The 22016-nt window shown below is 36.4% G+C and carries 23 protein-coding genes, 1 pseudogene and 2 riboswitches; of the genes and pseudogenes, 17 read left to right on the top strand and 7 right to left on the bottom strand.

From position 1 onward, the window contains the following. From GZ63_RS0113905 to GZ63_RS0113865, 8 genes are all read left to right on the top strand, one after another. Positions 1–906: sodium-dependent transporter (locus GZ63_RS0113905; RefSeq protein WP_029270571.1), on the top strand; the 906-nt coding region annotated here is incomplete at its 5' end. Between the two features lie 164 nt (positions 907–1070). Continuing rightward, positions 1071–1886 (top strand): arylamine N-acetyltransferase family protein, encoded by an 816-nt coding sequence (locus GZ63_RS0113900; RefSeq protein WP_029270569.1) that lies wholly within the window; start codon positions 1071–1073, stop codon positions 1884–1886. Positions 1887–2214: 328 nt separating this feature from the next. Continuing rightward, on the top strand, positions 2215–3087 hold the full coding sequence (locus GZ63_RS0113895) for a Cof-type HAD-IIB family hydrolase (RefSeq protein ID WP_029270567.1): 873 nt from the start codon (positions 2215–2217) through the stop codon (positions 3085–3087). Between the two features lie 51 nt (positions 3088–3138). Further along, positions 3139–3339 (top strand): hypothetical protein, encoded by a 201-nt coding sequence (locus tag GZ63_RS18175; protein ID WP_029270565.1) that lies wholly within the window; start codon positions 3139–3141, stop codon positions 3337–3339. A 1-nt stretch (position 3340) separates the two neighbouring features. Beyond that, positions 3341–3496 (top strand): hypothetical protein, encoded by a 156-nt coding sequence (locus GZ63_RS17950; RefSeq protein WP_156947740.1) that lies wholly within the window; start codon positions 3341–3343, stop codon positions 3494–3496. A 5-nt stretch (positions 3497–3501) separates the two neighbouring features. Further along, positions 3502–3987: a hypothetical protein gene (locus GZ63_RS0113880; protein ID WP_029270563.1), complete on the top strand. Its 486-nt coding sequence runs from the start codon at positions 3502–3504 to the stop codon at positions 3985–3987. Between the two features lie 1219 nt (positions 3988–5206). Beyond that, a complete protein-coding gene (locus GZ63_RS0113870; RefSeq protein ID WP_029270557.1) occupies positions 5207–6343 on the top strand; it encodes an NAD(P)-dependent alcohol dehydrogenase in 1137 nt (378 codons plus the stop codon). Positions 6344–6531: 188 nt separating this feature from the next. Then, positions 6532–6783, top strand: a complete 252-nt coding sequence (locus tag GZ63_RS0113865) for a hypothetical protein (protein WP_029270555.1) — start codon at positions 6532–6534, stop codon at positions 6781–6783. A 278-nt stretch (positions 6784–7061) separates the two neighbouring features. On the opposite strand, the gene GZ63_RS18490 is transcribed toward GZ63_RS0113865, so the two are convergent. Continuing rightward, positions 7062–7238: a hypothetical protein gene (locus tag GZ63_RS18490; protein ID WP_226374432.1), complete on the bottom strand. Its 177-nt coding sequence runs from the start codon at positions 7236–7238 to the stop codon at positions 7062–7064. A 263-nt stretch (positions 7239–7501) separates the two neighbouring features. On the opposite strand from GZ63_RS18490, the pseudogene GZ63_RS17545 reads away from it, so the two are divergent. Continuing rightward, a pseudogene (locus GZ63_RS17545) lies at positions 7502–7917 on the top strand (reverse transcriptase domain-containing protein); the annotation flags it as partial. Between the two features lie 277 nt (positions 7918–8194). On the opposite strand, the gene GZ63_RS0113845 reads toward GZ63_RS17545, so the two are convergent. Both GZ63_RS0113845 and GZ63_RS0113840 read right to left on the bottom strand, forming a co-directional pair. Continuing rightward, positions 8195–9085, bottom strand: coding sequence for a DMT family transporter (locus GZ63_RS0113845; protein ID WP_038221268.1), 891 nt, complete (start codon positions 9083–9085; stop codon positions 8195–8197). 198 nt (positions 9086–9283) lie between these two features. Next, positions 9284–11431 (bottom strand): helix-turn-helix domain-containing protein, encoded by a 2148-nt coding sequence (locus GZ63_RS0113840; protein ID WP_029270547.1) that lies wholly within the window; start codon positions 11429–11431, stop codon positions 9284–9286. Positions 11432–11604: 173 nt separating this feature from the next. Between GZ63_RS0113840 and GZ63_RS0113835 the strand changes: the two genes are divergently transcribed. From GZ63_RS0113835 to GZ63_RS0113820, 4 genes are all read left to right on the top strand, one after another. After that, entirely contained in the window at positions 11605–12315 is a 711-nt protein-coding gene (locus GZ63_RS0113835) for a DUF5058 family protein (protein ID WP_029270545.1), read from the top strand. An 18-nt stretch (positions 12316–12333) separates the two neighbouring features. After that, positions 12334–13056, top strand: coding sequence for a hypothetical protein (locus tag GZ63_RS0113830; RefSeq protein WP_029270543.1), 723 nt, complete (start codon positions 12334–12336; stop codon positions 13054–13056). Positions 13057–13072: 16 nt separating this feature from the next. Beyond that, positions 13073–14443 (top strand): amidohydrolase, encoded by a 1371-nt coding sequence (locus GZ63_RS0113825; RefSeq protein WP_029270541.1) that lies wholly within the window; start codon positions 13073–13075, stop codon positions 14441–14443. A 413-nt stretch (positions 14444–14856) separates the two neighbouring features. Beyond that, positions 14857–15858, top strand: coding sequence for a M28 family peptidase (locus GZ63_RS0113820; RefSeq protein ID WP_029270539.1), 1002 nt, complete (start codon positions 14857–14859; stop codon positions 15856–15858). Positions 15859–15931: 73 nt separating this feature from the next. Here the strand turns inward: GZ63_RS0113820 and GZ63_RS0113815 are convergent, their stop codons facing one another. Further along, positions 15932–17098 carry an AI-2E family transporter gene (locus GZ63_RS0113815; protein ID WP_051681505.1) on the bottom strand — a complete coding sequence of 389 codons (1167 nt, stop codon included), beginning with the start codon at positions 17096–17098 and terminating at the stop codon, positions 15932–15934. 402 nt (positions 17099–17500) lie between these two features. On the opposite strand from GZ63_RS0113815, the gene GZ63_RS0113810 reads away from it, so the two are divergent. Next, positions 17501–18391 carry a C40 family peptidase gene (locus tag GZ63_RS0113810; protein WP_029270535.1) on the top strand — a complete coding sequence of 297 codons (891 nt, stop codon included), beginning with the start codon at positions 17501–17503 and terminating at the stop codon, positions 18389–18391. Positions 18392–18500: 109 nt separating this feature from the next. On the opposite strand, the gene GZ63_RS0113805 is transcribed toward GZ63_RS0113810, so the two are convergent. From GZ63_RS0113805 to GZ63_RS0113795, 3 genes are all read right to left on the bottom strand, one after another. Beyond that, positions 18501–18953 carry an OsmC family protein gene (locus tag GZ63_RS0113805; protein ID WP_029270532.1) on the bottom strand — a complete coding sequence of 151 codons (453 nt, stop codon included), beginning with the start codon at positions 18951–18953 and terminating at the stop codon, positions 18501–18503. A gap of 144 nt (positions 18954–19097) precedes the next feature. Next, positions 19098–19208, bottom strand: a riboswitch (SAM riboswitch). A gap of 10 nt (positions 19209–19218) precedes the next feature. Then, positions 19219–19398 (bottom strand): YezD family protein, encoded by a 180-nt coding sequence (locus GZ63_RS0113800; RefSeq protein ID WP_029270530.1) that lies wholly within the window; start codon positions 19396–19398, stop codon positions 19219–19221. 140 nt (positions 19399–19538) lie between these two features. Beyond that, positions 19539–19640, bottom strand: a riboswitch (SAM riboswitch). Positions 19641–19742: 102 nt separating this feature from the next. Continuing rightward, positions 19743–20201 carry a CoxG family protein gene (locus GZ63_RS0113795; RefSeq protein WP_029270528.1) on the bottom strand — a complete coding sequence of 153 codons (459 nt, stop codon included), beginning with the start codon at positions 20199–20201 and terminating at the stop codon, positions 19743–19745. A gap of 222 nt (positions 20202–20423) precedes the next feature. On the opposite strand from GZ63_RS0113795, the gene GZ63_RS0113790 reads away from it, so the two are divergent. The 3 genes from GZ63_RS0113790 to GZ63_RS0113780 all read left to right on the top strand — a co-directional run bounded on the left by GZ63_RS0113790 (position 20424) and on the right by GZ63_RS0113780 (position 21774). Further along, entirely contained in the window at positions 20424–20996 is a 573-nt protein-coding gene (locus tag GZ63_RS0113790) for a TetR family transcriptional regulator (protein ID WP_029270526.1), read from the top strand. A 104-nt stretch (positions 20997–21100) separates the two neighbouring features. Further along, positions 21101–21460 (top strand): DMT family transporter, encoded by a 360-nt coding sequence (locus GZ63_RS0113785; RefSeq protein WP_029270524.1) that lies wholly within the window; start codon positions 21101–21103, stop codon positions 21458–21460. Further along, positions 21460–21774, top strand: a complete 315-nt coding sequence (locus GZ63_RS0113780; protein ID WP_029270522.1) for a DMT family transporter — start codon at positions 21460–21462, stop codon at positions 21772–21774. The genes GZ63_RS0113785 and GZ63_RS0113780 overlap by 1 nt, the downstream gene beginning before the upstream one ends. Positions 21775–22016: the final 242 nt, after the last annotated feature.

Here is a 22016-nt window from a genome sequence, read left to right as displayed (position 1 = left end):
GTCGTCATATTTCTATTGATCAATGTGATTGTACTAAGCTTTGGAATCAAAAAATGGGATCGAAAAGGGCAAAGTAAATATTTAATGCCTTTATTATTTATTTTCTTTCTTATTTTAGTTATCCGCTCGCTTACATTGGATGGGGCGATGGAGGGTGTTCAATTTTTTCTTAATTTGGACTTTTCTAATATAACCGGTGAAGGAGTATTATACGCTCTTGGTCAATCATTCTTTGCGCTAGCAGTCGGTTTTTCCTGTATGGTAACGTATAGTTCCTATCTCAGTAAAAACGAAAGCATCCCATCATCTGCATCGAGTGTTGTAACATTGAATATCATTGTTTCCTTACTTGCGGGACTGGCAATTTTTCCGGTTGTATTTGCTTTTGGACTTGAACCAACAGAAGGTCCGGGATTATTATTCGTTGTACTACCGACGGTATTCAGTCAAATGGGATTAGGCCCTGTCTTTTTAAGCTTATTTTTACTATTGTTCCTATTTGCCACATTAACTTCATCCTTTAGCCAGTTGGAAATTATTATTTCCGCATTTACAGCGAATAAAAAATATTCACGCAAAAAGGTCGCTGTCATTTCAGGAATCATTGTCTTTTTGGCAAGTATTCCAGCAACGCTTTCATTTGGCGTGCTTGCTGACGTCTCCATTTTTGGAAAATCTGTTTTTGATGCAACTGATTTTCTTGTTAGTAATATCCTGCTTCCACTTGGTTGTTTGCTCATCGCGATATTTATATCGTTTCGAATGGACAAGGCGATTGTTGCGAGCGAATTTCAATCAGGAAGCAACATAAATATGGGATGGTTTAAAGCTTGGCGCTTTCTAATGCGCTGGATCATTCCGATTACAATCATTATTGTGTTTATGTCTTCTTTAGGTATATTTTAAATCATACACCACGAATCTCATCTAAAAATGGGGTTCGTTTTTTGGTGCGGAAATGTTGATTCGTCCGTTCTTCCCCAGCAGGATAAGTTCATTCATGGAAATAAAACCGAGACTTTGTTACAATTGTTTGAATAATAAAATTAATTTGCGTGGAGGTGTGCACTGTGGATGAGAAGCTGGAATCACTGCTAAAGCAAAAGGGATATTTTCAGACGAAAGACGAATTCAAACGTATCACCTATATATTGGAAATATTTGCTTCCCTATATCCATTTGAAAACTTGGATGTATTATTAGGAAAAGAAGATCCGATCACACCTTCCTATATAACGGAAAAAATGCTGAGACGCGGGCGCGGCGGGGTATGTTATGAGTTAAATGCACTACTGTATATGGTTCTCAAGGAGCTTGGATTTAATGTTTTTCTCGCATCTGCAACCGTTGAATCACCAAAAACTGGCTGGATTATCGACCGGACGCACGCGATTAATATTTATGAAAAACAAGGAAAAATGTACGTGATTGATTCCGGATCAGGGAACAATTTATCCATGGCACCCCTTGAATTGGACGGTCCTGTTGTCACGTCCCCAGCAGGAAAATTCCGCCTGCGGACAAAAACGACCGAAAGAGGAACGATTGTTTCCGAGAAAATGGGTGAAAAGGATTGGCTGCTGCGATACGCCTTTGTTCCAACACCTGTAGGATGGGAGGATTTTAACCGAATTAAGAAAATGATTCACCATCATGGCGAATCACCATTTAATAAATCATTATTAATCGCACAAACACTGCCTGACGGAACAATTTCTGTCAATGATGAGCGACTGCTGCGCAAATGGTCGGATGGCACGGTGAAGAAAGTGCCATTTACGTCTGAGGAAGAAAAATTGAACACCATTAAAAAGCATTTTCACCCGTCCGTTTATGAGGATGCTGTTAAATATGTGGAGCAAAAGAAACAGCAAAAGCCTATCTAAAATCACTAGATGGGCGTAAAACTTTGTTTGAAATAATAGGGACCCGCGCAATAAATGGGGAAGATCGCGTGAAAATGTTCCGGAATCGTGCGTTGGGCGAGCACACTAAGAATCGCTTCACATAAGGCGGACACAATCATCATTCGTAATCTCAAACTGGATGCTGTCATTATGATAAGTGATCTCTTACATCCTGTTAATAATAAATGGTTAACGTTATGTGTATCAATCAACCTGAAGTGGCAGCGTGCAATAGATACTAAATTTTGTATAATAGAATCATATAATGAAAGATTGACCAAATAGGCAGAGACAGGATGTGGAATAGATGATTAAATGTATCGCAATTGATATGGATGGTACATTGCTAAACAACAAAATGGAAATCAGCCCCCTCAACCAACAAGCTATGAAAGCAGCACAAACACAAGGAATCGAAGTTGTGATTGCAACAGGACGTGCGTATAGAGAAGCAGCAGATATGCTGAAAGAAGCAGACCTTTCGTGCCCCATCATCAGTATGAATGGAACCGAAGTGCGAAGAGCTGATGGCGAGTTGATTGCCGGTTTATCCCTTGATAAAAAAATTGCATCGAATATCATAGATATCCTGGATGATGAACATATTTATACGGAAGTACATACCAATCAGGGGGGATTTACCGTCGATCCCAAGAAACGCATCCGTGTCATTATTGACGTTTATCAGCAGATGAACGTAGAAGCTAAAGAAAGTGAGATACGGGCGATGGCGAATGAACGATTGAAAAAAGGCTATACAACGATTGTCGATAACTTTCATGCACTTTTTCAACGCGAAGAAATACAATTGTTTAAGATGATATCGTTCTCGAAAGATAGGCAAAAACTAAAATCGATTCAAAAGAAACTTCATTCGACCAAAGAGATTATCGTAACTTCATCTGGAAAATTTAATATGGAAATTACCGACCGAAATGGACAAAAAGGAATTGCTCTAAAGAAATTTACTGACGTATTAGGGATTGACTTAAACGAAACGATGGCGATCGGGGATAATTATAATGATCAGTCAATGCTGAAAATTGTTGGAAGGTCGGTAGCGATGGAAAACGGCGAACAAGGTATAAAGAAAATTTGTACGCACACGACTTGTACAAATGAAGAGGACGGGGTGGCAAAAGCAATCGATGAAGTGCTTCAGGAACAAGGAGCGTTATAGTTATAAAATATAGGAAGAGGTATGTAATGCATATTCAGCCCGAAGACACTTTTGTTAAGTAAGGTGGTTGATAATGAAATTGAAGAATTCTTAGGTTGTGGGGAAGCGTTATTCCAAGATATTTATGGATGTACAGAGGTTGTCAAAATATTCCTTGTATTCCAAGACATATTTGACGCCTTTGATTCTTCCACCTCTACAAAAGCAGAAAAAGAAAGAGAAATGAGGCGATTGAGAGAAGGAGTAGGATGAAATGTTTGAAAAGAGGAAATTATTAGGTATATTTCTTGCGATTGGGGCTATCGCTCTTTTTGCAGGGTGTAGTTCCAATGATGAGAAAGGAAATATGCAAGCAAATGATGAAGATGTCATGCATAAGATGACCAATCCAATGAAGAAGATAAATTAGAAGAAATGTTCAATGAGGCAGATAAAGTAGCTATGGATTATTATAGGGCGTATTTTGAGAATGATTTTCCTGAAATGTATAAAATGCTTTCTCCAAAAGGGCAAGATAGTTTTTTAAATGAAAATGGATATTTAGAAGATATAATAGATGAATCAAACACTAGTATGGGGATAGAAGAATTTGTCAATCCTGAAAAATTCAAGGAATTTAGAGAGGAACATAAAGATTTAGAAGTAGAATTTGGGACTGGAGAGGAAATAGAGAAGGTATTTAAGGATTTTAATAAACTCAAAGAAGAATATGAAATACGCCGGTATGATGAGTATTTTGATAAGGAGAAGGGCGAGCTCACTTACTATATTACACCCGTGTCTGATTATGATGGATATACCGCCTTTGGTGATTCTGCTTTTATTGTCATGAAACAAAATCCAGAAGGAGAATGGAAATTAAAAAATATAGGAACTACAATTTTTGGAATAAATGTGTAAGAAGTCAAAGATGGAGTCGTGATTCATGAATATCAAGAAATAGAAGAAGAAACTAATGGTGATGATTATGGTTTTGAATAACTAAATGAAAGGAGGTAAAAGCAAAGTATCCCTGCAACGGGGTATTTTTTATGCTTACTTTTATGAGAAGGTTTTTTCTGATAGCGGTAATCTTACTATTAAGTATTATTGTTTTATTTCCGTCCGGTAGTGTTTTTGCAGAGTAAGAACAGTTAGGGGATTTTCAAGATGGTGGGAAATCTCATTCCTATTTAGACGCTGTTCCAGATGATACTACTGAAGATAAAAATTGGTGGGAAGAAACAAGAGATGAACATTTATGGTTTCTTGTTATGGAAGATGAATTTCCCCAAAAAATGTCTCAGTTTTTAAATTACTTGGTAAATATCGCTTTTGACATGAATATTATGACACGATTCATGACTTCGGCATTTGAGGGGGAGAGTTGGAGTGATTACATTGTCAAAGAGCGGCTAACGAAATTAATGAAAAACTGGATCTCTTATCATCAATATTACCTGATCATGAGAAAGTCTTGTTTCCAGCAAGTCCATCTCGATTATGTCAGCATTGTCCGTTTTCGGTAGAGTGTTACAGACAGTTCAGTCCAATATACAAAAAAAGAGAATATTAAAATGTTTCATATAGAAGGTGTTTAGCATTGCATAATATTTATTATGTAATGCTATTTTTTGCTTTTACCTTTTCATACAAATTTAAATAACTATCGTATTTCAAATGGGATGAAGGAACCCTTATTGAAGGATATGGAAATAAATTCATATTATAAACGATGAAAAAACAAACGGTAATATATCTGAATCAGTACGTATATTGGGAATCAGTTGTAATATTCTTTATATAAAGTTAAATAATTTTAACTACTCGCCAATTAGCTAATATATGTTTCAAAAAAGAACACTTCTATACCAAAATGTAACTCAACATTCCTTATCATTGGTGATACATAGCTAGAATGTGATTGGCATCATTATTGCATGTAAATATATAGGGAAATATAAATTTTAAAAGAAAGGAAATAGGATGATTAGATATTGCGTGAGCTAGATTTCAATATTCAATCTATGTTATGTATACAGGAAAAATTGATTTGATTAACCAAAGTTGGCCATATCGCAAAAGATAAGAAGTTTTTGTTGTTCAATTAAATAATAATCTTAATGGAGGGTGTATGAATATGAAGGTTAAAGCAGCAGTAATTAATGGAGTCAATGAAAAATACAGATTTGAGGAATTAACGCTTGGTGAACTTTATCCTGATGAAGTGCTTGTAAAAGTGGTTGCAACTGGTATGTGTCATTCAGATGAAGCGCTACGTATTGGTGATGCAGAATATCCGATGCCTGCTGTTTTTGGACACGAAGGGGCTGGTATTATTGAAAAGGTTGGGAGCGCTGTTAAGGATTTTGCTGTTGGTGATCAAATCGTAATGGCTTATAATTATTGTGGGATATGTCCTAGTTGTCGTACGGGTCACCCTTCATCTTGTAACGATTGGACACCACTAAACTTTGGTAATCCTCGTTCAGACGGTACTCATACTTTTTATAAGAAAGATGGGACACCAGTATCAAATTTCTTTACCCAAAGTTCCTTTTCCACGTATACAATTACTAATGCAATGAATATAATCAAAGTTGATCCTGAAGCAGATTTGCGTTTAGTAGGGCCGTTAGGATGTGGATTATTAACAGGATTTGGTACAGTAGTTAATGGTTTGAAACCAGAAATAGCTTCATCAATTGCGATATTTGGTACAGGAGCGGTTGGTCTTGGTGCACTAATGACAGCAAAAATTGAAGGGTGTTCACAGATTATTGCTATTGATATTCATGACTCACGGTTAGAAATGGCTAAAGAACTTGGAGCAACCCATACTATAAATAGTAGAACAGAAAATCTAAGAGAGCGGATAGATGAAATTACAGGTGCCGTAGGGGTTAATTATACAATCGATACAACAGGTATATCGTCTGTTATGAAATCATCTCTTGATATTCTTGCGATTGGTGGAAGTACGGCACCTCTAGCTGTAACACCTAATTCTCTTGAATTCAATCCATTTACGGAGTTAACAATCACGAGTCGTAATGTACTAGGTATTTTAATGGGTGATGCTATTCCACAACTCGCAATTCCAGAGCTTATTCAATTCCATAAAGAAGGAAAATTCCCATTTGAAAAATTAGTGAAGTTTTATAAGTTCGACGAAATTAATGAAGCCAGCCAAGATTCCAACTCTGGAAAAACGATTAAACCAATACTAATTGTCGACGAGAATTATCGTGAAGATGATCTATTAATGGGAGGTTAATAAAAAGATATATACCTTGATTTAGTTAAGAAAATCCGCAATCTATTGTTGTACTTGACTTTTGATTAACTTTTGTATTATTTATTGGTGTAACACCCTTTTTATTGTGTTTTTAAAGCAAAAAGGATACCTTCTGATAAAATTAAGTAACGACATAATAACTATCGGAGGTATCCTTATATTATATAATGAATCAAGTCGTTTTGCCTTTAAATCTTGGGCAGATGATGGCTGCGTTGGTAGTAGATATGGAAACCGCAACAACGTTCGCGATTGCTAAAAAGTTTAGCCGAAAAGCCATAGGTCTGCTCAATCTTTCAGATTATATTATTTCGGGAGATACTTTCTATTCAAGAAACGATAATTATGAAGCATTGGAAACAGAGGTAGACAGTAGAATCAGAGAAATTGCATTACACCTTTTCACTTTAGACACTTAATCATGCAAGAGTTGGTGTAGAGCATTGATTGATACCTTTTGAAGTCAAGTCTTCCAGAATTGGGCGCCGCTCGACAAGTTCCACTATAAATGTCTTTTGACGTGAAAAGTGGGGAATTTTTATTATAACTTTACAACCGAGGATGGGAATGATGGAACCACGTTTCCTGAAACCATCCCGTCAATACTCCTGTATGCGTTGTGACTGACAGATTACAGGGTTTGAAGTACAGGTGGAATAATCGAATATACAGGTCTAAAGTTTGAACATAGGGAAACTTATGTTCCATCTAACGATGGGGTGAGTGGTGTGAAGTGAAAATTTGCTCTATGAAACACGCTATACCGGACAAAGGCGGAAAGATGTGAAAAAGCTTGTTGATTCAAACTTTTATCATACAAATCCGTAAACGTTTCTGTCATATCGTAGTAATCCCAATACCGCAAAGCTTGCACTTTGGCATCCCTCCTATTGGAGTGATGTTCCCACGTTCCTACCCGACCCGTGCAATGCACGTGTGGAAAATAACTTTTCATTTCATTAGACTTGGGGCTATTCCTTCATTCCCATTACAGGAAATTCGTCAGTCATGCACCTATCCTCACAAAGATAAATGCCCTTCGGCATAAGTCTTATAGCAAACGTTTCGGATGACAGTCCTTTACAACCTAGCTATCCATACTGAACTTAGGTGTCCCCTGGAAGCCTGTGAGCTGGATATGATGTTATCACATCCAGAGAAAACATCTTGCTCGCCTATCGTACTATCAAATCCAATAAAGGGTCTCAGACACTTGGAACGGATAGAAAGACGATAAACGATATAAAAAAGCGGTCTGAAGAAAAGCTGATGATGGAAATTAAAAACAAGCTAGAGAATTATTGCCCGAAAAAGTTAGACGAAAATGGATTGAAAAAGATAACGGCAAGTGGAGACCGCTTGGCATCCCTTGTATGTTAGATCGAATCATTCAACAATGTTTTAAACAGATACTCGAACCGATTGCGGAAGCCCAGTTCTATAATCATAGTTATGGATTTAGACCATTACGTTCTGCGCATCACGCCATGGCGAGAATTCAATTTCTAATCAATCAAGCCCATTTTCATTTTGTGGTGGACATTGATCTCCGATTTCGAAAATGATTGTTGCCGCAATCTTTTCTCCAATACCAATAATAACGTGCCAATAGAAACCAAGCTTGTTGTATCCATTTATAAGGAAAATGGATTCGTGTTTTAGATGAGATTCAAAATCATACCCAATCGAAAGCAGCGGAACCAAAATCTTCTGATGAAAAACAAGCAAATGAAGAGTAACATGTTGGTAGGCTCAAGGATAAAAAAACACCAGCACGGAGATCGCCCCAAAAGTTAGAGTAAAAGAATTTAACTTTTGGGGTGCAATCCATTAGTGCTGGTGTTTTTCTTTCATCATCTTTGTAAGTTTTTTATCGTCATGATTATTTTTTATAAACATGTAGAGAGAGGCACCGAAAATACTGATATATCCGATCACACTCCAGACATCTGGAACCTGGCCAAACAAGACAATACTGATCAAAGCTGAGTAAACAACTGTTGAATAGAAGAAGATGGATATTTCTTTCGCTGGTGCGTATTTGTATGCTACCGTAATTCCAAATTGCCCAACAGTTGCAAACACCCCAGCTGCAAGTAGATAAATCCACTGTTTTACAGTCATTGGTTCATAAAAAATGATAACAAATGGCAATAAAATCATCGTAGTGAAAAAAGAAAAATAAAAGACTACGGTATAAAATTGTTCCCTATTTCCAAGTACGCGCAGTACTGTATATGCCCCTGCAGCAAACACTGCTGAAAGGATTCCCATCAAATACGGTACAGTATCTACGTTAAATGCAGGCTTTATGATGAAAAGTGTTCCTGCAAACGCGATCATAATCGAAATCATCTGGAAACGTCTTACATGTTCTTTTAAGAAAATGGCTGCAAAAATGATTGTCAAAAATGGACTCATTTTATTGAGCATATCTGCATCAGACAAAACAAGATGATCAATGGCATAAAAATATAAAATGATTCCCAGCGCACCAAGGGAAGACCGTAGTAAAAGCGCTTTTTGATTTTCTCGTTTCCCAAACAATCGCTCTTTATAATGCTTCACAAAGCCGAATGCAATAATCATTGACACAGCATTGCGGAAGAGTGTTTTTTGCACGGTTGGCACATCGCCTGACAGCTTTACAAATGCCGCCATAAGCGCAAATCCCAGCGCTGATAATAATAACAAGATGATTCCTTTATTTTTGTCACTCATAAGCTCCTCCAATTAATCGTATGTTTCCTCACCTGTCTTATCTTAATACAAAAAAGATGCTTTTGGTAGTGAAGCGGGTTGAAGGAGGTTTGAATTTTTGATACGAAGTGTGATCCATATAGTATGACAAAGCGAAAAGATGATTCACATAAATATTAAGAATGTAAAATACCCCAACAAACATGTTCTCTTCATTGATTATCTGCTTGATGATTTATTATTGTTTTCAATCATTTGTGACTTTTTCAAATAACAAGCAAGTTGTATTTTCAATACATCTTCACTATTGTTTAAATCTAATTCAAGCAGATCTTCGATTTTATTTAATCGCTGATAAAACGTATTAATGTGGATATGTAATGCTTTAGCTGTTCTACTTGCAGAGTGATTAAGATCGACATAGGTCATTAATGTTTTTTCAAGTTCTTTATCGTGTGTATTATTTGGTGAGAATCTAGAGAAAGTGTCGTCAATAAACTGATCAATTTCTTGGGAAGAATGATGTAAAAATAAGCGATCTAATCCAATATCTCCGTAACAAGTAATTTCAGTACTATTCCTTTTTGATACGTATGTTAATGCATTGTTAGCTTCGTCATAACACTTATTGATGTTTTCTAGTCCATGATAAGCAGTGCTTAAACCACCGCGAAATATGGGACTTTCAAAGTGCTTTCCATCGTTTTTTATAGTATTTAACTTTCGGTGAACCGTTTTGACATCATTTTGGTTAAAGAGTGGATGGAGTAAAATAATTTTATTATAAAAACCACAAATCAGGTTCTCTGATGAATTTAATTCCTTATTTATTTTAGCAGTAATATGTTGTATCTCAATGTCCAAATAATGCATTCGAATTAGGGGATTTGGTATTTCTAAAATCGCGATCATCCAATAAGCAGATATTGGTAGTCCCATTTCCCGTCCTCGGTGACGGATCTGCTGTGGTTCTTTAAAGGATAATAATTGTTTAAATTGTTCATATAATTCACGATGATAGATTTTTGTAGAGGTTTGTCTTTTTACAAACTCTAACGCTAATACTGTGCTCCCCTGTTCTAAGGTGATTTGATTTGTATTTGAAAGAGGTTTAGATAAGCGAAGCATTAAGCAGCCGAAAAAAACAGTTCCATTGTATATAGGGTACAAATAAAACAATTTTTCGTTATCGTCTGAAGGTTGTACGAATACAGCTTGGCGCTTTTTTGAAAAAATAGTTTTGATTTCGAACACACTAAAATAATAGTATTCATTCGCCTTAGGTGAGTAGAACGTATTTTCTAAGCAATTAAAAAGGGTAAGCTCTTGTCCCATCATTGTTTTTAAACTATTAACCAGTGAAGCAATTCCTTTATTTTTTAATAATAACATTGTCAGTGTTTCATGTACTTCCTGTCGTATCATGAGCTGTGTGTTTTTTTCCCTAAACTGTTTACTTAATGCAGTGATTTCTTTCAATCTTGTTTTTGTTTCTGTATAGTATGTTGCATTTTGTATAGCAAGGCCTGCTTGATCAGCAAAACTTTGTAATAAACTTGAATCGTTTTCCATTAGTTTTTTCTTTATTTTCCACTGATGAATGATCATCACGCCTATTCTTTTCTCGCCAATGGATATGGGGGTACAAATCGCACCTTCCGGGTGAGGTGCAGCCTTTAAAAGTGTTTCTAGATTTTCAGATGATATATTATAGGTGTACATTGCTTTATTCAATTCATCATAAGAATTAAATATTCTCACCTGACCATCTGCAAATACACTACCTGTAATAGCTTCATAAACTTTTGTTTGAAAGTTGTAGATTTCATCATTAAATCCGACAGATGCCTTTGTAATAAGTCTTTCTTGTTTATGATCATAGAGCATTAAATAACCGACATCAGCGGCAGGAATGACATTTAAAGCATGACGAATGATACTTTTAAGTACATCATTAAGATTAAGACTTGATGTAATCGACTGCATACTTTTCATTAATGTTTTTAATTCATTATTTTTATTTTTAATAATCTCCTCTAATTCAATAGATTTCAATAGGTGATATAGGTTTTCTATCTCATCCTTGTTGAATGGAATAGTTTTATTAAAAATGCGAATTGCTAATCTATTTCCTTCAGTATAATTAAATTGTATAAGTGTCTCATCAATTTGTTTCGTGATTTTATATGGCTCTAAGCTCATATTAGATGTTGGTGTAAAAATTGGTGGATTTGTATTATATCCCTTCCCCTTCGAATCTTTAATGAGGTAGACTTCATTTGTTACATCATGGTATCCCCATATTTGAAATTGTACCGATTTTAATTTTCTCTGTAAAAATAAAGTGCAGTATTTAATTGTATTCATATTGACACACCTTTCTTTATCATATGTAAAAACATACATTATTTAGTTATTATTATGTAGAAACATACATTGTTTTGCTATTAATTTAAGTGTATAGTAAAACTAATCAGAAAACAAATAATAAATAAAAAAATGAAAGGGGTTTCATTCGGTGGAACTAAAGGAGAGTTTAAATGGAAAATGTAATGAAACTGGCAAATAGCCCTATCGTATGGATGATCGCTGCAGCTGTTATTTTTGTTGTTATTTTCCAAGGTATTAAATTTATTCAGTTAGCAGTAAATGCAAGTGGTGATGTGGGAATGAGTAAAAAAGAAGTAAGGAGTGCTCTTAAGACAGGGGCAATAGCTGCAATAGGACCATCTTTTGCAATTGTAATTGTAGCTATTTCTTTAATAGCTTTTCTAGGAGATCCACTTACTTTAATGAGAGTTGGCATTATCGGATCTGCACCAGCAGAATCGATTGGAGCGACAATGGGTGCTAATGCCTATGGCGTAGACCTAGGGGGCGCTGGCTATAATGCCCAAGCATTTACTGCTGTGGCATGGACACTTTGCTTAGGTGGATTGGGCTGGTTAGTTTTTACAGCACTGTCTACAAAATCAATGAGTAAAATAGAAAAGAAAATCGTAGGCAAAAGTGCAAAAAGCAAACAAATTATGACAATAATCACAACTGCTGCAATGACGGGCGCTTTCGGTAATTTGGCAAGTGCAGAAATGATCAAAGGTATGGCATATGTGGTGGTAGCAATTGTTGCGGCATTAACAATGGTTTTTTTAACGAAACTCGCTGATAAACTTAAAATGGATTGGTTGCGAGAATGGTCACTTGGACTATCAATTTTTGTAAGTTTATGTATCGGCTATTTCTTGGTCTGACGAAGGGGGAAGCATCATATGGCTATAGAGCAATTGAGAACGACAGAAAAAAATAATAGCGCGGGAAGAACTTCGGTGCCCCACGTTTCTACGATGGATCATTATCATAAGAAAGCTCACTTTTGGGGAAGATTAACGCTTTGGGCTGCTATTATTTTGACTTTATCACTTCCTATATATTTGTCCTTTATACTCGGGCATCACCCAGGATGGAATGTTATTTTAACTGGATTCACTGCTTATGCTGGTGTAGTTGTAGCCATTTGGTTTTTGGAGCCGATCATGTATTTTCCTATTTTAGGGGTATCTGGAACATATATTGGTTTTCTCTCAGGTAACATTGGAAATATGTGCTTACCTTCTGCTGCGGCAGCTCAAAATGCCATTGGAGCTGATCCGGGGACACAAAAGGGGGAGATTTCGGCCACGCTTGGTATAGGTGCTGCATCCTTAGTGAATAAGCTTTTCCTTATTCCAATTATTCTTGGTGGCTCAGCTGTTATTGCATTAATTCCTGAAAATATTCAACAAATTTTCCCATTAATTTTACCAGCAATTTTTGGAGCGGTATTATCCCAATTTGCTATTAAAAAGCCTTTATTTGGAGTTGTAGCTCTTATTATTGGGATCATCGTAAATATCGTTCCGCTTGTAGCTTATTTGAAAAGTTTAACTAGTGTTATAGCAACTGTTATTATCTGTCTACTAATTGAAAAAAAGTCAAATGTAAAACAATTATAAAAACAGGAGGAATACTGTGAAGAAAACAGATATTATTAATTGGCTTAAGGAGCATGAAGAAAAGTTTACACAGGTAGCGCAAAGGATTTGGGATAACCCACAACTTGCCTATGAGGAAACTTATGCTTCAGAGTTACAAATGAATGTATTAAAAGAAGCAGGTTTTACGATAGAAAACCCTATTGGTGAACTAGATACAGCTTTTGTTGCTTCATTTGGAGTAGGGAAACCAATAATTGGTATACTTGGTGAATTTGATGCTTTACCCGGGCTTTCACAAAAAGCAAGTGCGATTCAAGAAGAAGTTGTTTCTGACGGTGCTGGCCATGGGTGCGGTCATAATTTACTCGGTACTGCAGGAGTTGAAGCAGTTATTGCATTAAAAGAAATGATGGAACAGGAAGGGACGCAAGGATCAATTAGATACTACGGCTGTCCTGCTGAAGAGGTATTAGCAGGAAAAACTTATATGGCAAAAGCTGGTGTATTTGATGATCTAGACTGCGCTTTGACGTGGCATCCAGGTAACTCTAATACAGTTATGGATAAAAGTATGCAGGCAATGGCATCTATTAAATTTCATTTCAGAGGAGTTACTGCACATGCAGCTGCCGCACCACATGCTGGAAGAAGCGCCCTTGACAGTGTAGAAATAATGAATGTTGGGGCAAACTATTTGCGTGAACATGTGCGTGATGGTGTGCGAATTCATTATGCTATAACAAATGGAGGATTGGCTCCAAATGTCGTTCCTGAATATGCGAGTGTCTGGTATTATATACGAGCTGCATCAAAAGATGAGGTACGTGACATCCTCCGAAGAATTAAAAACATTGCTAAAGGCGCTGCTTTAATGAATGAAACAGAGGTAACATCTGAGATTTTTGCATTTCCCTATGAAACACTACCAAACAACCATTTGAATAAGCTGATGTTTCATAATATGAAAAAAAGTAATCCGATAGAATACACAGACGCAGAACAAGATTTTGCCGAAAAACTTGTCGAAACAATAGAAGATCACTTAAGGCAAAAAGGTGGGACGTTTGGTAATCAGGTAGATGGATTATTACCGACTAATATATCATTTGATGATTATATTATAGGAAAAACCATTCAAGGTTCAACAGATGTTGGTGATGTAAGCTGGATTGTACCAACTGGGTCCATTAGTACAACTTGTGCCCCTGTGGGTGTACAATTACATTCTTGGCAAGCTACTGCATCTTTTGGAACCTCTATAGGTTATAAGGGTATGCATCTTGCCGCAAGTTCAATGGCACTGACCGCTTACGATATCTTGCAAAATAAAGATAATATATTAGATAAAGCAAAAGAAGAGTTTCGGGAATTGACAAAAGATAGAAAATATACCCCAGGAATTTAATAATAGTTCAATCAATGGTAGTAAGCACTCGTTAAAAATATCAGAACTTATAAAGGGATATAGAAATACTGTAGGTTACATTTTTATGTAACCGAAATAAAGAAAAGGCTTTCTGTTTTGGGAAAATTCCAAGTTCAGGAGCCTTTTTTTTTTCGATTGATTGTAAATATGGTAATAGTTTTTCTTTATAAAATCTGTCTCAAAAAAGGTATTTTTTTCTCCATTAATTTAATAAGTATTAGTTTGTATTTATCGAACTCCCCCGTTGGGAGCAGGATTTTCCACCTAATCCGGTGCATCTTTAACGATCAGATTCATTCTATTGTCTACTTATTTAGCATTATAACAATATTAAAAATATTCTTTTTATGATATGATGGACATGTTCTATTAAGCTATGAGGGAGGGATTGAATGAAGAAATTGTCTAAACTATTCATCACCATTTTGGTTGCGGTTGGACTAGTTATATTACCAACCACGCTGAAGGTGGAAGCATCACCACCGAGCAAACCAGCATCACAGGCATTTGATAATAAGATTGTTAAAAAAATTGACAAGGAAAAGATTTATAATCATGTTTATGAACTGTCTGTTGATATTGGTATCCGTGTGGCAGGTACAAAAGAAGAAAAAGAAGCGATCGATTATATTGTATCCCAATATCAATCGTATGGTCTGGATGTGGAAGTTCAACCATTTGAATTTCAAAGACGTGAAGATGGAGAGATTGTGACGAAAACTTCCCACAATGTGATCGCTACGAAAAAGGCACATAAAAATCATGACACAGGGGAAATCATCTACGTAGGGTCCCATCATGATTCGGTTCCTGGATCACCTGGTGCAAGTGATAATGCTTCGGGAATAGGGGTGAACATGGAAATCGCCCGAATTCTAAGCAAAATGCCGACAACATCTGAAATACGTTTTGTGACATTTGGTGCAGAAGAACTTGGCTTGCTTGGTTCGAAGCATTATGTTTCTACATTAACCGAAGATGAAAAGAATCGTTCAATGGGCATGTTTAATTTTGATATGGTCGGCAGTGAAAATGCAGGGGAAATGATCATGTTTACCGTAGATGGCGAGCGAAACATCATAACAAATACAGGAGCATCATCAAGCTTGCGTGTTAGTGATTCACTTACATATGGACAAGTTGGCAGAAGTGATCATCAGTCATTCCATGACGCGGGAATCCCAGCTGCGGTTTTTAGTTATGCACCATTAGAGCCGGAATATCATCAACCAACAGACACAATTGATAAAATCAGCAAAGAAAAAATGGAAGAGGTGGCAAAGGTCGTTTCAGCTAGTATCTATCAACTAGCAAGAAAACAAACGCCTGCTCTGGATCATTCAAATGTGGCACCTGAGCCAGTTGAGCCACCATATGAAGACCGTCCTTTATAAGAGAACAGAAGAAATCCGCGGAAGAATTGAGTTCCGCGGATTTCTTTTTGAAGAAAAGGACGTTATTTTCTATCTATGTGTTATGTTTATCCATTTCATAGTAGCCGTATTTTTCACCGTAATATTTATTATAGCGTATTTTGAACTTTCCAAAAAGATATACAACGAGTACTTTCAAAATAGCATATCCGGGTATCCCAAGGATAACACCAACGATTCCAAATAAATTCCCAGCAACAAGTAAAACAATGATAATGGTAAGCGGATGAATTTGCATCGTGCGCCCCATAATATTTGGTGAAACAAAATGCCCCTCCAGAAATTGAACAGCTGCCCATACGATTGCAAGTTTCAGTAGCATAAATGGTGAATGAACGATTGCAATAATAATAGCAGGGGAAATGGCGATAATTGGCCCTAGGTAAGGAACAACACTGGTAACAGCAGCAATGGATGCAAGGATAATGGCATAATCTAAACCGATGATTAAATAGCCAATATATAAAAGGATGCCAATGCAAGAAGCAACAATGATTTGACCGCGAATATAAGAGCCTACTTGTACATCCATGTTATGGAGAATTTGGTTAACGTCCTTCCTGTTTTTGGGCGGAATTAACTGCAGGCAATATTCTTTAAATTTTGTTCCATCTTTTAATAGGAAGAAAAGAATAAATGGAAACGTGAAAATTGCAACAAAGAAATGGGTTACGGTGCTTGCAACATTTCGAATTCCTTCCATTGCACCACCGAGATTTTCACTTAACTTACTGGTCAGATCACTTAAGTTAGTAACAACCCATTCATATCCTTCATCGTAAAAAGGACCTAAAAAGGAATGACTAATCCATCCTCTGAATCCCTCACTCATTTGCTGAAGATAGTTCGGAAAATTACTGGTAAGATCCTTAATCTGAGATTGGATTGTCGGGGCAATCAGCAGGATGATACCTGTTAACAGACCAGCAATTCCTAAAATAATAATAATAATTCCCCAAATTCGCTTCACATGCAGACGCTCCAACAAATTGACAATCGGATTCATTAAATAATAAGCAATAAAAGCAAGGATGATGGGAGCAGTTACCGTTGAAATAATGACAATAAACGGATAGAAAATAAAGGAAATTTTATTATATATAAAAATCGCTATTCCTAGTAATATCACAACCATCAGGATAAAAATCAGGTCCCTGCTTCCTATAAATTTCATAAATCGGGTTAATGATTTCTTTTCCATATATATCACCTTTTAACAAGAGTGTTTCATTTTGCTTAATCATATTATAGATGAAGTGTCGGAGCATGTCACTTCTGAATTGTTTGAGTTGATTTAAAGGATGAACGTTTACTTGGATCGAAAGAGAAAAGTAGTAGGCAAATGGAAAACGATTGATAGCAACAAAACTTACTTTTAAATGACATAGATAGACAATCTTTTTCGGATGATATCGAATAAAGGTATAAAATATTACATTTTCTTTTCAAATAGGGGCTCTTTTTTTGAAGTTGTAACATTTTGTCATATTTTGTTACCGAAACGTATTATTATCATAACCTTTTTAATAGAATTTTTTGCTAGAATATGTACTAACGGTAAAAATCTACCAATAGTATACGTAAAAAATGGGAGGATACATAAATGTTTAAAGGTAAATATTCTGTTCGGAAGTATATTGTAACTACGGTTTTGGCAACATCTTTTGCTTTAGCACCAATTATGTCTGGAAGTGTACTAGCATACGGAGGCCCTGCTGCCGATACAAGCGCGAACCAGACATCAGAAACTACGCAAGTAGAAGAAAACAATGCACAGGAAGCAGTACAAGCGGAAGAGACAAATGCTTCAACGTTAAGACCGGGTGACAGCGGGCCAGCAGTTAGTGATTTACAGTCTAAATTGCAAAATCTCGGATACAGTCTAAATATTGATGGAATCTACGGTGAAAATACTGGTTCAGCAGTAAGAGATTTACAAGGAAACAGTGGAATTCAAATTGATGGAATTGCAGGACCAGCAACGTTTAATGCATTAAATCAAAATCCTTCTAATGCTACTCCTACTAATGAAACTGTAGAAGAAAATAATGCACCAGAAGAGAATGATGAAGATGTAACAATTCAAGAAGCACCACAGCAACAAGTAAAACCACAAACTCTTTCATTATCCGGTTCTGGCGACGCTGTTTCTACCGCACAAAGTTTAGTAGGAACACCTTATGTATGGGGAGGTACAACTCCTGCTGGATTTGACAGCAGTGGATTTGTTACCTATGTACTCAAGCAGGAAGGTGTAAATGTTGGTAGAACTCATGCAGATATGTGGGCAAGTGGTGGTCAACATGTAAGTAATCCGAGCCCAGGCGATGTTGTATTCTTTGAAAACACTTATAAATCTGGGGTTTCTCATAGTGGAATCTATGTTGGAAATGGCCAAATGATTCATGCTGGTACAGAAGCTACGGGTGTGGAATATGCAAATAAGAATGATTCATATTGGGGCCCTAGATACATCGGAGCTAAATCATTTTAATTCAATCAAAATAATGCATAAAGGACTGTATCGTCAAAACGATGCAGTCCTTTTTGATATGATATAAGTTTAATGATTTTATGGATAGAATAAAGTTAAGTTACTTATTCTATACGCCTGATGCAGCCTGATTTGTCACATTGACGACAGAAGTACCTGCTAAGGTATCTTTTACCGGACAAATAGCATCTACATGGGAAAGAAGCTGTTCGATATTTTCTTTTGGCGAAGGTGAATCAATGTTTACTTTGTAGCGAACTTCCTGGTACCCTGGTCGGACATCAGGATTGATTCCGAGAAAACCATCGGGATCAAGATCGCCTTCCAGCTGAACGTCTAATCCATTTACTTCCACTTCAAATTTTTGGGCAAATGTGACCACAAGCACATTAATGCAACCCCCTAATGCAGAAAGTACATATTCTACCGGATTTGCCCCTTTGTCTGTACCACCCAATTCCTTGGGTTCATCAATAATAACTTCTTTTCCATTGACATTTGCAACAGATAATACTCCTTCACCAGACCATTTTACTTCAGAGATAAATGTAGTATTAGCCATTAAAAATCCTCCTTTATTGATTATATTGATAAAAATACTTGGTTTATCTTAAAAGCTCACCGCCTTTCTCTTCTTATTCATCAGAAGGGAATTAAAAAATCCCCTTCTGATGAATAAGAAGAGGTTTACATGAATCTGATCCTCTTCCTATCTTTCAGACATTACATATAGTCTGCTGGAATTGGCACAGTACTTTTGTTTAAGCCTGTTGCCGAGGTATCATGGGGCCATTCCCTCCACCTCTCTTGATAAGAAACTGCGTTATTCAATTTTTCCTGTTCTTATTTATTGTTTTAATGCCTGGCTGTCTTTTATCCTTAGCTTTTTCTGTTGTATCTATTTGCGTAATTTCTCCATTTTGCACTGTAATCATAATGGATCCATATTTCATTTTTTCAAGAGATGTTTTGATGTGTTCAAATTGTAAATGCGTTAGTTTACTCATCATGGTTCCGCTCCTTTTAAATTAAGCAATCGACTTTTTTTTATGCGATCGTTTTAGATTCGGTAGATCAAAACAGCAAGCAAAACAAAAACCCTCTTCTAAAAATAAGAAGAGGGTGGAGATCCATTTTTATATTGCTCTTCTTATTTTTCAAGTAAGCTACTTGCTGGAATTGGCACAGTGCCTTATAGCCTGTTGCCGAGGTATCATGGGGCCAGTCCCTCCACCTCTCTGAATAAGAAAGTTTTGATATGAAATTGTATCATTTTATATAATATACATGGAATTTTTCCATTTGTCAAATTCCCTTTAAAAATGAGCAACGGAATGCATTTTACGCTCCGTTATGTAACTAAAATGCGCATGTCATTGGCCATTTTATCAACAACAGATTCGGTAAACTCTTTTGTGGTTTTTGGAATGAGTGATTTTAATATGGGATTAACGACCGGTGCCATCATTCCTTTTGCAGTTATGTCGAGACAGCCGGTTATTTCAGTTTCACGGCCACTTAATTCTTTTGCTAAAAAATAACCGTTGCCCTTAAAGTTTTCACTTAATCCGGTTAACTGAAAGGTGACTTTCGTAGGTTCCTCCCACTTGATAATCTCAATCTTCAGATGGACGGTTTTTTGCACGATCCCGATGTCACCTTTGAATTTCCAGGTTGATTCCCTATCATTAATGATCTCGTGTTCCATATAACCGGGTACGAGGGGTGCCCAATTATTCATATTACTAACAAAAGACCAAACAAAGTCAATGGGAATGGTTATTGTTGAATCATGCAGACCTTTTGGCACAGAAAATACCTCCTTGATGTTGAGTTCCATATTAATTGCTGCCATTGAGTATATGTCTGCTTGGAAGCGAATAGAACATTTTCAAAGAAAGCATCTGTGAAAATGGAATAAGCGTATGTTATGGATGCAATATATGGCTATAACCTGTAACCATATTGACAATGATACCTCATTAGGATAAAATGAATGACAGTCAGTCATTATGAGTTGGGAGCTGTTTTGATGGATAATAAAAAGGAAAACATTATTCGCTCAGCAATTGATGTGTTTCAGGAAAAGGGTATCGAAAAGGCAAAAGTATCTGATATTGTAAAAGGTGCTGGCATTGCACAAGGAACTTTTTATTTGTATTTTCCAACGAAGCTTGCTGTCATGCCCTCAATCGCACAAGTAATGGTAGAAAAAACACTTGAAGAAATTAAAAAAGCAGTTCAGCAAGATTCCCCCTTTTCGCGTCAACTAGAGCAAGTTGTCGATGCTGTATTTTATATCACGAATGAGTACCGTGAAATATTCGCTCTGATTTATGCGGGGTTAGCGTCAAGTGAATACTTAAAAGAATGGGAGACACTTTATGAGCCTTATTATAAATGGATGAGTGGATTTCTAAAAAAAGCAAAAACAGACGGAATTATCCGCGAAACAGTTCATGAAGAGCATACAGCTACGTTGCTCATAGGATTAATTGAAGCAGCCGCCGAACAATCTTATTTGTATGACCATCAGGATGATAATGCTGCAAATATAAAGAGACAAGAAGTTTTAGACTTTTTAAAACATGCGCTTAAAAGCTAATTTTATTTTAATTTAATTGAAGAGATTTTTTACATGGTATTTCGCCATGCTTTCATTATTTAATAATGACTGAACGTCAGTCATAAAAGAAGGAGTGAATGAAGATGAAAAAAGCTTGGATGTATGTTTTCTTAACAAGTTTTTTTGAACTTGTTTGGATTTTGGGATTTAATATAGCAGATGCATGGTGGCATTGGATATTTATAATAACTTTTATCATAATGGACCTTCATTTTCTAACAAAGGCTTGTGAGCAGTTACCAACCGGGACGGTGTATGCCATTTTTGCTGCAGCAGGAACAGTGGGTACTGCTCTAATGGACGTGTATATTTTCGGTGGTGATCTAACAAGTGGAAAAATGATGTTTATGGTTTTATTGGTTTTAGGAGTAATTGGTCTGAAATTGGCTGACGAAATGCCGGAAAATAAAAGCAATGAAGGTAGTAAGGAGGTCATGCACTAATGGGATGGTTGTATATTGCACTTGCAGCGATATTTGAGATGATCGGAGTCTTGGGTTTAAGGTTATTCAGTGAGCATAAAAGTATTCGTAATGGCGTACTCTATTTTGGCGGTCTTGGTGGTTCATTTGCTTTCCTATATGTTTCTTTTTCCCACCTACTTGTGAGTGTCGCATATTCTGTTTTTATCGGAATTGGCACAGCAGGTGCTGTATTGATGAATATGATTTTTTTTGGTGAATCGAAGAATATCTTTCGGATTATAAGTTTAATTGCGATTATAGTGGGTGTGACTGGGTTGAAAGCTTTGTCCTAGCATCTATTAACCTAAAAAATGTCGATCTCTATTGATAAAGAGGTCGACATTTTCTTGCTTCATAAAAAGTTCCTGTCGATTTAACGAATAAATAGGAACGGAAAATAGACAGCTTTCGTTAATATTATTTCCCGGGTAATACTTTTGTCACAACATGAGTTGATGAATTTGCCCCGTAATCGTGCCTCCTTTCGATAGTAACAGTGAAACTATTATAAAAGACCTGCGGTAGTATGTCAAGT

This window comes from Virgibacillus alimentarius (assembly GCF_000709085.1).
Lineage (GTDB): Bacteria > Bacillota > Bacilli > Bacillales > Amphibacillaceae > Virgibacillus_B > Virgibacillus_B alimentarius.
This window is presented reverse-complemented; position numbering and strand designations above follow the sequence as displayed.

What these genes read in the sequence shown, in the direction of transcription:
- GZ63_RS0113895 (WP_029270567.1), top strand. Translation starts at nt 2,215, where the DNA reads ATGATTAAATGTATCGCAATTGATATGGATGGTACATTGCTAAACAAC.
- GZ63_RS17950 (WP_156947740.1), top strand. Translation starts at nt 3,341, where the DNA reads ATGTTTGAAAAGAGGAAATTATTAGGTATATTTCTTGCGATTGGGGCT.
- GZ63_RS0113880 (WP_029270563.1), top strand. Translation starts at nt 3,502, where the DNA reads ATGTTCAATGAGGCAGATAAAGTAGCTATGGATTATTATAGGGCGTAT.
- GZ63_RS0113870 (WP_029270557.1), top strand. Translation starts at nt 5,207, where the DNA reads ATGAAGGTTAAAGCAGCAGTAATTAATGGAGTCAATGAAAAATACAGA.
- GZ63_RS0113865 (WP_029270555.1), top strand. Translation starts at nt 6,532, where the DNA reads ATGAATCAAGTCGTTTTGCCTTTAAATCTTGGGCAGATGATGGCTGCG.
- GZ63_RS0113845 (WP_038221268.1), bottom strand. Translation starts at nt 9,085, where the DNA reads ATGAGTGACAAAAATAAAGGAATCATCTTGTTATTATTATCAGCGCTG.
- GZ63_RS0113840 (WP_029270547.1), bottom strand. Translation starts at nt 11,431, where the DNA reads ATGAATACAATTAAATACTGCACTTTATTTTTACAGAGAAAATTAAAA.
- GZ63_RS0113835 (WP_029270545.1), top strand. Translation starts at nt 11,605, where the DNA reads ATGGAAAATGTAATGAAACTGGCAAATAGCCCTATCGTATGGATGATC.
- GZ63_RS0113830 (WP_029270543.1), top strand. Translation starts at nt 12,334, where the DNA reads ATGGCTATAGAGCAATTGAGAACGACAGAAAAAAATAATAGCGCGGGA.
- GZ63_RS0113820 (WP_029270539.1), top strand. Translation starts at nt 14,857, where the DNA reads ATGAAGAAATTGTCTAAACTATTCATCACCATTTTGGTTGCGGTTGGA.
- GZ63_RS0113815 (WP_051681505.1), bottom strand. Translation starts at nt 17,098, where the DNA reads ATGGAAAAGAAATCATTAACCCGATTTATGAAATTTATAGGAAGCAGG.
- GZ63_RS0113810 (WP_029270535.1), top strand. Translation starts at nt 17,501, where the DNA reads ATGTTTAAAGGTAAATATTCTGTTCGGAAGTATATTGTAACTACGGTT.
- GZ63_RS0113805 (WP_029270532.1), bottom strand. Translation starts at nt 18,953, where the DNA reads ATGGCTAATACTACATTTATCTCTGAAGTAAAATGGTCTGGTGAAGGA.
- GZ63_RS0113800 (WP_029270530.1), bottom strand. Translation starts at nt 19,398, where the DNA reads ATGAGTAAACTAACGCATTTACAATTTGAACACATCAAAACATCTCTT.
- GZ63_RS0113790 (WP_029270526.1), top strand. Translation starts at nt 20,424, where the DNA reads ATGGATAATAAAAAGGAAAACATTATTCGCTCAGCAATTGATGTGTTT.
- GZ63_RS0113785 (WP_029270524.1), top strand. Translation starts at nt 21,101, where the DNA reads ATGAAAAAAGCTTGGATGTATGTTTTCTTAACAAGTTTTTTTGAACTT.
- GZ63_RS0113780 (WP_029270522.1), top strand. Translation starts at nt 21,460, where the DNA reads ATGGGATGGTTGTATATTGCACTTGCAGCGATATTTGAGATGATCGGA.